Source organism: Streptomyces sp. NPDC006384 (assembly GCF_042870695.1).
Lineage (GTDB): Bacteria > Actinomycetota > Actinomycetes > Streptomycetales > Streptomycetaceae > Streptomyces.
Map to the genome: position 1 here is coordinate 228173 of NZ_JBIAHR010000007.1, position 10616 is coordinate 238788.

12 protein-coding genes are annotated in these 10616 nt (G+C 71.4%); 7 read left to right on the forward strand and 5 right to left on the reverse strand.

The window, feature by feature from the left end; genetic code table 11:
* Positions 1-68 precede the first annotated feature (68 nt).
* A complete protein-coding gene (locus ACFYOJ_RS11885; protein ID WP_356551872.1) occupies positions 69-263 on the forward strand; it encodes a hypothetical protein in 195 nt (64 codons plus the stop codon).
* Between the two features lie 25 nt (positions 264-288).
* Here ACFYOJ_RS11885 and ACFYOJ_RS11890 read toward each other — a convergent pair whose 3' ends face one another.
* The gene (locus ACFYOJ_RS11890; RefSeq protein ID WP_356551874.1) at positions 289-981 is read right to left on the reverse strand and encodes a hypothetical protein; all 693 of its coding nucleotides are present in this window, start codon (positions 979-981) and stop codon (positions 289-291) included.
* Between the two features lie 188 nt (positions 982-1169).
* On the opposite strand from ACFYOJ_RS11890, the gene gcl reads away from it, so the two are divergent.
* Positions 1170-2954 carry a glyoxylate carboligase gene (gene gcl, locus ACFYOJ_RS11895; protein WP_356551876.1) on the forward strand — a complete coding sequence of 595 codons (1785 nt, stop codon included), beginning with the start codon at positions 1170-1172 and terminating at the stop codon, positions 2952-2954.
* Between the two features lie 95 nt (positions 2955-3049).
* Here gcl and ACFYOJ_RS11900 read toward each other — a convergent pair whose 3' ends face one another.
* From ACFYOJ_RS11900 to ACFYOJ_RS11915, 4 genes are all read right to left on the reverse strand, one after another.
* Positions 3050-3679, reverse strand: a complete 630-nt coding sequence (locus ACFYOJ_RS11900; RefSeq protein WP_356551878.1) for a TIGR04222 domain-containing membrane protein — start codon at positions 3677-3679, stop codon at positions 3050-3052.
* A 526-nt stretch (positions 3680-4205) separates the two neighbouring features.
* Complete coding sequence (locus tag ACFYOJ_RS11905; protein ID WP_356551880.1) at positions 4206-5669, reverse strand: catalase; 1464 nt, start codon at positions 5667-5669, stop codon at positions 4206-4208.
* 197 nt (positions 5670-5866) lie between these two features.
* On the reverse strand, positions 5867-6757 hold the full coding sequence (locus tag ACFYOJ_RS11910; protein WP_356551882.1) for a 2-hydroxy-3-oxopropionate reductase: 891 nt from the start codon (positions 6755-6757) through the stop codon (positions 5867-5869).
* 48 nt (positions 6758-6805) lie between these two features.
* The gene (locus ACFYOJ_RS11915) at positions 6806-7645 is read right to left on the reverse strand and encodes a TIM barrel protein (protein ID WP_356551884.1); all 840 of its coding nucleotides are present in this window, start codon (positions 7643-7645) and stop codon (positions 6806-6808) included.
* Positions 7646-7785: 140 nt separating this feature from the next.
* Here ACFYOJ_RS11915 and ACFYOJ_RS11920 point away from each other — a divergent pair, with 140 nt between their 5' ends.
* The 5 genes from ACFYOJ_RS11920 (at position 7786) to pucL (ending at position 10536) form a co-directional block, all read left to right on the forward strand.
* Positions 7786-8037, forward strand: coding sequence for a hypothetical protein (locus ACFYOJ_RS11920; RefSeq protein WP_356551886.1), 252 nt, complete (start codon positions 7786-7788; stop codon positions 8035-8037).
* Positions 8034-8402, forward strand: a complete 369-nt coding sequence (locus tag ACFYOJ_RS11925; RefSeq protein ID WP_356551887.1) for a helix-turn-helix domain-containing protein — start codon at positions 8034-8036, stop codon at positions 8400-8402. The genes ACFYOJ_RS11920 and ACFYOJ_RS11925 overlap by 4 nt, the downstream gene beginning before the upstream one ends.
* A gap of 149 nt (positions 8403-8551) precedes the next feature.
* Positions 8552-9058, forward strand: coding sequence for a 2-oxo-4-hydroxy-4-carboxy-5-ureidoimidazoline decarboxylase (gene uraD, locus ACFYOJ_RS11930; RefSeq protein WP_356551889.1), 507 nt, complete (start codon positions 8552-8554; stop codon positions 9056-9058).
* A 133-nt stretch (positions 9059-9191) separates the two neighbouring features.
* Positions 9192-9593, forward strand: coding sequence for a hydroxyisourate hydrolase (gene uraH / locus ACFYOJ_RS11935; protein ID WP_356551891.1), 402 nt, complete (start codon positions 9192-9194; stop codon positions 9591-9593).
* 7 nt (positions 9594-9600) lie between these two features.
* A complete protein-coding gene (pucL, locus tag ACFYOJ_RS11940; protein ID WP_356551892.1) occupies positions 9601-10536 on the forward strand; it encodes a factor-independent urate hydroxylase in 936 nt (311 codons plus the stop codon).
* Positions 10537-10616: the final 80 nt, after the last annotated feature.

Here is a 10616-nt window from a genome sequence, read left to right on the forward strand (position 1 = left end):
TCACCTGACCGGCACGGGGAGCGTCCCGGAGCCGTCCGGCTGTCAGGCCCCCGGACTACTGTCCCCGCATGGACATGAACGACCCGCAAGACGTGGGCGCCGCCTTCGGCGCCCTCGTCCTCGGCGGCACGCCGAGCGAGGAACCGCCCCCGCCGGACTCCCCCCTCGGCCGCGTGCGCGCGTTCACCGCCCGGTACGGCGAGGAGGCGCTGAGACCCGAACACATCAGGGCCGCCCGGGAGGGCCGCCCGCTGCGTCCGTGAGAAGGAGACGCCGGGCGCGGCCGGGTCAGCCGGCCGCCGTGTCCAGCGCCACGGCCGGCGCGTTGACGGGGCGGGCCGTGCCCGTGGGGGCGAGGGCGAACAGGGGGAGCCGCAGGAGGTCGGCGCGGGTGCGGGCGTCGTCGGTGTATCCGGCGAGGGAGAAGTAGAGGCCCTGCGCGGACTCCGCCAGGGCCGACAGCCACAGGCACTCCACGTCCCGCACGGACGCCGGGTGCGCCGTCGGGTCCACCAGGACCACGATCCCCGGCGCGGCCAGCCCGATCCCCGAGGAAGGCTGCCGGCAGGCGCGGCGCACGTCCCGGTGGCCGAGGCCGCGCAGGTACAGGACGGCGGCGGTGACCGCGTCGCGGGCGGTGCGGATCGGGACGGCCCGGTGGGCGGGGACCCGCGAGCCGGGAGCGCGCCCGGTGCGCCCCGCGGCCGTCAGGTCCACCGGTACGCACAGCATCGTCCCGCACGGGCAGCCCAGTTCCGGGCGCGGCCACTGGTTCTCGGTGCCGCAGGCCGCGCAGCGCACGCCGATCCACTCCTCGTCCCAGTCGCGGTGGGTGATCACCGTCGGGGTCCCGCCGGGGTCCAGTGCCGGGGCGACGGGCGTGCCGCAGACGCACGGGTAGGCCGGTGCCGTGTAGCGGTGCCGGCGTCCGCAGGAGACGCAGCGCACCGGGAGGAACTCTGTCTCGGGCATGCGTCCCATCGTCCTCCGAACGCCCCCTTTCTGTCCGGCCGTCGGCGGCACCGGACTCTTGACGGCCCCCGGCGCTCCACCTACATTACTTCCAGATCGTAGAAAGCTAATTTCGCTATACGGAAAACGCTACGGAAGAAGCTCACCGCGGGGCGCGACGGGAGTGCGAATCCGACAGCCGACAGCAGGAGTACTCGATGGCTCGTATGACCGCTGCCCGAGCGGCAGTTGAGATTCTCAAGCGCGAGGGCGTCACGGACGCGTTCGGCGTGCCGGGCGCGGCGATCAACCCCTTCTACGCGGCGCTCAAGGCATCGGGCGGCGTGAACCACACCCTCGCCCGCCACGTCGAGGGCGCCTCGCACATGGCCGAGGGCTACACCCGCACCCACCCGGGCAACATCGGTGTCTGCATCGGCACCTCCGGGCCGGCCGGCACCGACATGATCACCGGTCTGTACTCGGCGATCGGCGACTCGATCCCGATCCTGTGCATCACCGGCCAGGCGCCGACCGCGGTGATCCACAAGGAGGACTTCCAGGCCGTCGACATCGCCTCGATCGCCAAGCCGGTGACCAAGATGGCGGTCACCGTCCTGGAGGCCGCGCAGGTCCCCGGCGTCTTCCAGCAGGCGTTCCACCTGATGCGCTCCGGCCGCCCGGGTCCCGTCCTGATCGACCTGCCGATCGACGTCCAGATGACGGAGATCGAGTTCGACCCGGACACCTACGAGCCGCTGCCGGTCTACAAGCCGGCCGCGTCCCGCGCCCAGATCGAGAAGGCGATCGGCATGCTCAACGCCGCCGAGCGCCCGCTGATCGTGGCCGGCGGCGGTGTCATCAACGCCGACGCCGCCGACCTCCTCGTGGAGTTCGCCGAGCTGACCGGCACCCCGGTCGTCCCGACCCTGATGGGCTGGGGCCTGCTCCCCGACGACCACGAGCTGAACGCCGGCATGGTCGGCCTGCAGACCTCGCACCGCTACGGCAACGCGACGTTCCTGGAGTCCGACTTCGTCCTCGGCATCGGCAACCGCTGGGCCAACCGCCACACCGGCAAGCTGGACGTCTACACGGCCGGCCGCAAGTTCGTCCACGTCGACGTCGAGCCGACCCAGATCGGCAAGATCTTCGCCCCGGACTACGGCATCGCCTCCGACGCCAAGGCCGCCCTGGAGCTGTTCGTCGAGGTCGCCAAGGAGCTGAAGGCGGCCGGCAAGCTGCCCGACCGCTCCGCGTGGGCCGCATCCGCGCAGGAGCGCAAGGCCACCCTCCAGCGCCGTACGCACTTCGACGACATCCCGATCAAGCCGCAGCGCGTCTACGAGGAGATGAACAAGGCCTTCGGCCCGGAGACCCGGTACGTCTCCACCATCGGCCTCTCCCAGATCGCCGGCGCCCAGATGCTGCACGTCTACCGGCCGCGGCACTGGATCAACTGCGGCCAGGCCGGCCCGCTCGGCTGGACCGTCCCGGCCGCGCTCGGCGTCGCCAAGGCCGACCCCGAGGCGCAGGTCGTGGCGCTCTCCGGCGACTACGACTTCCAGTTCATGATCGAGGAACTGGCCGTCGGCGCGCAGCACAAGATCCCCTACGTGCACGTCCTGGTCAACAACTCCTACCTGGGCCTGATCCGCCAGGCGCAGCGGGCGTTCGACATCGACTTCCAGGTCAAGCTGGAGTTCGAGAACATCAACTCGCCCGAGCTGGGCGTCTACGGCGTCGACCACGTCAAGGTCGCCGAGGGCCTGGGCTGCAAGGCCATCCGCGTCACCGACCCGAACGAGCTGGGCGCCGCCCTGGAGCAGGCCAAGAAGCTGGCCGCCGAGTTCCAGGTGCCGGTGATCGTCGAGGCGATCCTGGAGCGCGTCACCAACATCTCCATGTCGGGGACGAACGACATCAGCAACGTCGTGGAGTTCGAGGAGCTGGCGACCGAGCCGGGGCACGCCCCCACGGCGATCCGGCCGCTGAAGGCCTGACCCGCACCACCGCACCACCCGTGCGATCCGCACGGCCTTCGCACCTGGGCGGCCCGTCATCCGGACGGGCCGCCCGTACGCATGTCCGGGACCGTTCAGTCTCCGCCGCCCCCGCTCCCTCCGCCGCCCCCGCGGCCCGTGTCCCGGTCGCCCGGGGCCGGGTCCCCGTGCGCGAAGCGCCGCCTCGGGAACCTGCCCCGGCCCAGGGAGAAGCGCACGCCGTCGGCCGGGGCGTTCGGGGCCGTCAGCCCGGCCCGCAGCGCGAAACGCGGCAGGAGCACGTTCAGGGCGGCGTCACCGTGCAGGGCGACCGCGAGCAGGGTGTCCTCGTCCGTCAGCCCGTGCCCGGCCACCGGCAGCGGATGCCGCTCGCGCCAGAACTCCACGCGCCGGCGGGCGCCGCGGGTCGGCCCGAGGAAGGGGTAGCGCAGCAGCCCCTCCTCCGCGAGGGGGATGCGCGTCAGGGCCAGCGCCAGGCGCACGTCGGGGTGCCGGACCAGTTCGCGCGCGGTGAGCGGCTCGCGCAGACAGTCCAGGACCGTCCCCTCGAAGTGCCCCAGTCCCTCCGGTTCCGGTCCCGTCGCGCACAGCGTCCCGCGCGGGCCGGTCTCGACGGCGCCCCGCAGGTGCAGGGCGACCACCGCCACCGTGACGGCGGCCCGCGGCCCGCCGTTCAGCAGCGCGATCTCGTGCGGCTCCCACCCGGTCTCCGTACCGGCGTCCATCGCCTCACCCCCCGTGTGTCCGGGGATGTGCCCGCTCCAGGGGGTGGTTCAAGCACGCGGCGGACGGCCGGGCCCGCCTCCCGTGGGCGCAGGCACCCGGGCACGTGGAAGCGCCGGACACGGGACCGTCCGTGTCCGGCGCTTCGCTCGGTGCCCGGGGATGGGGGACCCGGGCGGTGAGGGTTTTTTCGGGGAGTGGTGCCCGTCCGGCGGTGCGAGCTGGGCGCGACAGGTCTTTCGCGCCGCCGGACGGAGTCTGGAGGCGCCTCCGGCGTGTCAGGTCGCCGGAGGCGGGAGGGTGGCTGGGACCGCGGCGGTGTCGCGACGGGCCGGGCGGCCTCTCCCCTCAGGTCGTAGGAGAGACTCCCGGGCCCTTGACCACCGCACTGGCTCGCAGGCCGCCGCGGTCCTCGCCCTGCCCGCGCCGGCGCCGGGCGGCCACCCCTCATCCGGGCCGGTCCGGTGCCTGCGCGGGCCGCGTGCGGGTCTTGACCTCCCCGTCAAGTCCCGTACGCGAGCCGGTGGTTCAGTCCTCGCGCAGGGCGCGGACCGCCTCCTCCACGCGCTTGCCGTACTCCGTGTCGGCGGCGTGGAAGTGCGCGAGGTTCTTCTCGACCACATCGTTGCGGGAGACCTGGGACAGGCCGCCGGCGATGTTGGCGATCAGGCGCTTCTTCTCGTCCTCGGACATCAGCCGGTACAGCTCGCCGGCCTGGAAGAAGTCGTCGTCCTTGGTGTGCAGCGGCGCCTCGTGGGTGCCGGTGTGGCCGGAGACGGGCAGCGGCGCGGCCAGCGGGCGGCCGGTCTCGACGGGGCCGTCGTACGAGTTGGGCTCGTAGTTCTTGGCGTGGCGGCCCTGCGAGTTGGAGGCCATGAAGCCGTCGCGGCCGTAGTTGTCCGCGCCGCCGGGCACCGCCTTCGGGGCGTTCACGGCGAGCTGGGTGTGGTTGACGCCCAGGCGGTAGCGGTGCGCGTCCGCGTAGGCGAACAGGCGGCCCTGGAGCATCTTGTCGGGGGAGGGGCCGATGCCCGGAACGAAGTTGTTCGGGGAGAACGCGGCCTGCTCGACCTCGGCGAAGATGTTGTCCGGGTTGCGGTCCAGCACCAGCCGGCCCACGCGGCGCAGCGGGTAGTCGGCGTGCGGCCACACCTTGGTCAGGTCGAACGGGTTGAAGCGGTAGTTCGCCGCCTCGGCGACCGGCATGAGCTGCACGTACAGGGTCCAGGACGGGAGCACGCCCCGCTCGATGGCCTGCACCAGGTCCGTCTGGTGCGAGGTCGGGTCCTGGCCCGCGAGCTCGGCCGCCTGCTCGGCGGTCAGGCAGCGGATGCCCTGGTCCGTCTTGAAGTGGTACTTGACGAAGTAGGAGTCGCCCTTGGCGTTCGTCCACTGGTAGGTGTGCGAGCCGTAGCCGTTCATGTGACGGTAGGACGCCGGGATGCCGCGGTCGCCCATCAGCCAGGTCACCTGGTGCGTGGCCTCGGGGGAGTGCGCCCAGAAGTCCCAGACGTTGTCCGGCTCCTGGCGGCCCGTGAACGGGTCGCGCTTCTGGGAGTGGATGAAGTCGGGGAACTTGATCGGGTCCTTGATGAAGAACACCGGGGTGTTGTTGCCGACGAGGTCGTAGTTGCCCTCCTCGGTGTAGAACTTGACCGCGAAGCCGCGCGGGTCGCGGACCGCGTCCGCGCCGCCGAGCGAGTCGGCCACGGTGGAGAAGCGCACGAACACCTCGGTGCGCTTGCCGACCTCGCTCAGGAAGGCGGCGTGCGTGGCGTCGGTGACGTCGTCGGTCACCTCGAAGTGGCCGTAGGCGCCGGAGCCGCGGGCGTGCACCACGCGCTCCGGGATGCGCTCGCGGTTGAAGCGCGCGAGCTTCTCCAGCAGGTGCTGGTCCTGGATGAGGAGCGGGCCGCCGATGCCGGCGGAGGCGGAGTTCTGGTTGTCGGCGACCGGGGCGCCGGACTCTGTCGTGAGCACGCGCTGCGACATCGTGGACCTTCCGTGCGAGGGGTCAGCGGAAAACCTTTTCCGCTTCGTGGAGCCTAGATTTGGGCGTCGGGCACGTCAACAGTTTGTTGAAGTGGGTTCCGGACGGCGCCGCCGCTCGGGCGCGACAGGACAGGTGTCAGCGGCGGCGCCACCCGGAGGTATCGGGGGTGCCGGGCCGGACGTGCCGGCCCGGCGGGTCAGACCTGGGCGCCGGAGAGGCGCTCCACGGCCCGCAGCAGGGCCGAGTGGTCCAGGCCGCCGTCGCCCTGGGCGCGCAGGGAGGCGACCAGCTGGGCGACCACGGCGCCGACCGGCAGCGCGGCGCCGACGTTGCGGGCGGCGTCGGTGACGATGCCCATGTCCTTGTGGTGCAGGTCGATGCGGAAGCCCGGCTTGAAGTCGCGGTTGAGGAAGTTGTCCTTCTTCCGCGTCAGCACGGTCGAGCCGGCCAGGCCGCCGTTGAGGACGTCGAGCGCGGCCTTCAGGTCCACGCCGGACTTCTCCAGGAAGACCACGGCCTCGGCGCACGCCTGGATGTTCACGGCGACGATGAGCTGGTTGGCGGCCTTCACGGTCTGGCCCGAGCCGTGCGGACCGCACAGCACGATGGTCTTGCCGAGGGCCTCCAGGATCGGCTTGGCCTCGTCGAAGTCGGCCTGCTCGCCGCCGACCATGATGGACAGCACGGCCTCGATCGCGCCGGCCTCGCCGCCGGAGACGGGGGCGTCCAGGACGCGGATGCCCTTCTCCTTGCCGGCCTTCGCGAGGTCCACGGAGGTCTGCGGGGTGATCGAGGACATGTCGATCAGCAGCGCGCCGGACTTCGCGTTCTCCAGGATGCCCTCGGGGCCGTAGGCGATGGCCTCGACCTGCGGCGACGCGGGAACCATGGTGATGACGACGTCGGCGTCGCGCACGGCCTCGGCGATCGAGCCGGCCGCGGTGCCGCCGGCGGCGGCCAGGCGGTCCAGCTTCTCCTTCTCCAGGGTGTAGCCGGTGACCTGGTAACCCGCCTTGATCAGGTTCTCGGACATGGGGGAGCCCATGATGCCGAGGCCGATCCAGGCGATCTTGGGAAGCGTGCTCATGATGGGTGCCTCTCTGAAAATCTGTGAAGAGTTCCTGCGGGGTGGCGCTCAGCGGGCCGCGCGGGCCTCGGCCGGCAGCCAGGAGAAGGACTCGGCGCTGGGGCTGTCGCCCGGCTTGTACTCCAGGCCGACCCAGCCGTCGTAACCGGCCTTCCTCAGGCGGTCGAGCAGGTCCTCCAGCGGGAGGGAGCCGGTGCCGGGGGCGCCGCGGCCCGGGTTGTCGGCGATCTGCACGTGGCCGGTCTTCGCGGCGTACGCGTCGATCACCTGCGGCAGGTCCTCGCCGTTCATGGACAGGTGGTAGAGGTCCATGAGGAACCTGGCGTTGCCGAGCCCGGTGGCCTCGTTGACCTTGTCGACGACCTCGATCGCGGCCGGCGCCGACACCAGCGGGTACAGCGGCGACTCGGGCTTGTTCAGCGCCTCGATCAGCAGGATCGCGCCGATCCGGTCGGCCGCGCGGGCGGCCAGGACCAGGTTCTCCAGGGCGAGCCTGTCCTGCTCGGCCGGGTCCACGCCCTCGACGCGGTTGCCGTACAGGGCGTTGAGCGCCTTGCAGCCCAGCGACTTCGCGAAGTCGGCGGCCACGTCGATGTTGGCGCGGAAGCGGTCCGACTCCTCGCCGGGCACCGACAGGGCGCCGCGGTCGGGGCCCGGGAGCTGTCCCGCGTAGAAGTTCAGCCCGGTGAGCTGGACGCCCGCGTCCTCGATCGCCTTCTTCAGGGCGTCGAGCTCGGACTGCTCGGGGGTGGGGGAGTCGATCCAGGGCCACCACAGCTCGACCGCGGTGAAGCCGGCCGCGGCGGCGGCCGCGGGGCGCTCCAGGAGCGGGAGTTCCGTGAAGAGGATCGACAGGTTGACGTTGAAGCGCTGATCTGCGAAGCCCATCGGGTGCCGCGCTCCCTTCCGGTTCGTCGGCATTCCGTATTACGGAAGTTCATTTCTGCTTGATGGAAGGTTGCCGTCGGTCGGTGGGGGTTGTCAAGAGGGGTCGGCGGAAAACGGGCACCGCGCGTTAGGTTGACCGGGTGCGATTGAGAGTGGAGTTCACGACCGAGCCCTTCGACCTCGACGAGGCGCCCGCCCACGCGGTCGTCGCCCGGGAGGTGATCGAGGCCGCGGAGCTGGACGACGTCGACGTCGGCCCCTTCGGCAACACCGCGGAAGGGGACGCCGGCACGGTGCTCACCGCCGTGGACGCGCTGCTGCGCCGCTCCCTTCAGGCCGGCGCCACCCGCATCTCGCTCCAGGTCAACGTCCTTGCGGAGGACGGGCGGTGACCGGCCCCGGGGAGGAGCCCTTCATCGCTGCCGTGAAGCCCCTGGTCGACGCCATCGGCGGCGAGATGCTCCCGCCGGACGAGGCCGGCCAGGACGACGTCGTCCTCGCCTGGGAGGGCGCCGACGTCGTCGCCGTGCGCCTGCCCCAGCTCGCCGACTCCCTGGACCACATCCTCGCCGCGATGGAGCGCCGGCAGGGCAGACCGCTGGCCGAACTGGACCGCAGGGCCAAGCAGGAGGTCGTACGGACCCTGGAGGCGCGCGGCGCCTTCTCCGTGCGGCACGGCGTGGAGACCGTCGCGAGCGCCCTGGGCGTCAGCCGCTTCACGGTCTACAACTACCTCAACCGCGAGAAGGACACCTGACCTCCACAACAGCCCCGTACGACGAGCCGCCGTCCCCCGAGGGGACGGCGGCTTTCGTCATCCCGAATTTTCAACAAAGTGTTGACGCCTTGTTTCCGAGGGCGTTAGCTATCGGCACGCCCGTCCAGCACAAGGCCACGGAGGCTCCCGTGACGTCCACTTCCGCGTCGGGCCTGGCCCGTTTCAACGCTCTCGAGGAGACCGCGGCACTCGCGGAACTCCACGAGGCGTGTGCCTCCACGGCGTGGGCCCGGCAACTGCTCACCGCCCGGCCCTTCGCCACCGCCGAGGACCTGTACGCAGCCAGCGACGCCGCCATGGCCGAGCTGACCGCGGCGGACCTCGAGGAGGCGATGGCCGGTCACCCGCCGATCGGCCGCCCCAAGCCCGGCGACCCCACCTCCTCCCGCGAGCAGGCGGGGATGGCCGGCGCCTCCGCCGAACTCAAGGCGGAGATGCTCGAACTGAACCTGGCCTACCAGGAGAAGTTCGGCCACGTGTTCCTCATCTGCGCCACCGGCCGGACCGGCGAGCAGATGCGGGACGCGGTCAAGGAGCGGATCGGCAACTCGCCCGAACAGGAGCGGGAGATCGTCCGCACCGAACTGGGGAAGATCAACCGTATCCGGCTGGCCCGGCTGCTCGACGCCGCCTGACCGGCCACCGCACGCCACCCGGCCCGGCACACCGACGCCAGGCCGGCACGGCACCGGGGGCCCGCCCGGCACGGCACCGAGGGCCCCGCCGGCACCGCCCACCTGCCGCCTGCACACCGCACGAGGACATCGCATGAGCACCGAGACCACCGCTTCCGTGTCCACGCACATCCTGGACACCAGCGCCGGCCGCCCCGCCGAGGGCGTCGCCGTCCACCTCTCCGCCCGCGGCGGATCCGAGGCGGACTGGCAGACGCTCGGCGGTTCCGCGACCGACGCGGACGGACGGTGCAAGGACCTGCCGGCACTGCCGGAGGGCACCACCCACGTACGGCTCGACTTCGACACCGAGACGTACTTCGCCAAGAAACAAGCCGCGGCCCAGCAGGACGCCCCCGCGCTCCGGGACAGCGAGAACGGCCGGCCCGTGTTCTTCCCCGAGGTCACCATCACCTTCGCGGTGGTGCCCGGGGAGCACTACCACGTTCCGCTGCTGCTCAACCCGTTCGGCTACTCCGTTTACCGAGGGAGCTGACCGACACATGACCCGTTTCGTCCTGGGACAGAACCAGTACGGCAAGGCCGAGAACCGCGTCGTCAAGATCACGCGTGACGGCGACACGCACCACATCAAGGACCTGAACGTCTCCGTCGCCCTGTCCGGCGACATGGAGGAGGTCCACCGCAGCGGTTCCAACGCGAACGTCCTGCCCACCGACACCACCAAGAACACGGTGTACGCCTTCGCCAAGGAGCACGGCATCGAGAGCGCCGAGGACCTCGGCGTCAAGCTCGCCCGCCACTTCGTGGACGACACCGAGCCGATCCACCGGGCCCGCATCCGCATCGAGGAGTACTCCTGGGAGCGGATCGAGACCTCGAAGGGCGGCGCCCGCTTCGTCGGCTCCGACGAGATCGCCCACTCCTTCGTCCGCAAGGGCCAGGAGACCCGCGTCGCGCAGATCACCTACGACGGCCACGGCATCCAGGTGCTCTCCGGATTCAAGGACCTCACCGTCCTGAACTCGACCAACTCCGAGTTCTTCGGCTTCCTCAAGGACAAGTACACCACCCTCCAGGAGGACCACGACCGCATCCTCGCCACCACCGTCTCCACCTGGTGGCGGCACAACTGGGACGGCATCGACTCGCACGCCCCCGACTGGGACCGCTCGTACGCCGGCGTCCGCAAGCACGCGCTGCAGGCGTTCGCCGAGACCTACTCGTACTCGCTCCAGCAGACCCTCTTCGAGATGGGTGTGCGGGTGCTCAACTCCCGCGACGAGGTCGACGAGATCCGCTTCTCGATGCCCAACAAGCACCACTTCCGCTCGGACCTGTCGCCCTTCGGGATCGACAACGAGGCCAAGGACGGCGCCGTCTACTACGCCGCCGACCGCCCCTACGGCCTGATCGAGGCCACCATCCTGCGCGACGGCGCCGAGCAACTCATCCCGGTCGACATGACCAACCTCTGACGCGGGAAGCGGGGGGGGGGGGGGGGGGGGGGGGGGGGGGGGGGGGCGGGCCCCGCGGGGGGGGGCCCGCCCCCCGCCCG

Coding starts and splice junctions, on each gene's coding strand:
- ACFYOJ_RS11885 (WP_356551872.1), top strand. CDS start 69: ATGGACATGAACGACCCGCAAGACGTGGGCGCCGCCTTCGGCGCCCTC.
- ACFYOJ_RS11890 (WP_356551874.1), bottom strand. CDS start 981: ATGGGACGCATGCCCGAGACAGAGTTCCTCCCGGTGCGCTGCGTCTCC.
- gcl (WP_356551876.1), top strand. CDS start 1,170: ATGGCTCGTATGACCGCTGCCCGAGCGGCAGTTGAGATTCTCAAGCGC.
- ACFYOJ_RS11900 (WP_356551878.1), bottom strand. CDS start 3,679: ATGGACGCCGGTACGGAGACCGGGTGGGAGCCGCACGAGATCGCGCTG.
- ACFYOJ_RS11905 (WP_356551880.1), bottom strand. CDS start 5,669: ATGTCGCAGCGCGTGCTCACGACAGAGTCCGGCGCCCCGGTCGCCGAC.
- ACFYOJ_RS11910 (WP_356551882.1), bottom strand. CDS start 6,757: ATGAGCACGCTTCCCAAGATCGCCTGGATCGGCCTCGGCATCATGGGC.
- ACFYOJ_RS11915 (WP_356551884.1), bottom strand. CDS start 7,645: ATGGGCTTCGCAGATCAGCGCTTCAACGTCAACCTGTCGATCCTCTTC.
- uraH (WP_356551891.1), top strand. CDS start 9,192: ATGAGCACCGAGACCACCGCTTCCGTGTCCACGCACATCCTGGACACC.
- pucL (WP_356551892.1), top strand. CDS start 9,601: ATGACCCGTTTCGTCCTGGGACAGAACCAGTACGGCAAGGCCGAGAAC.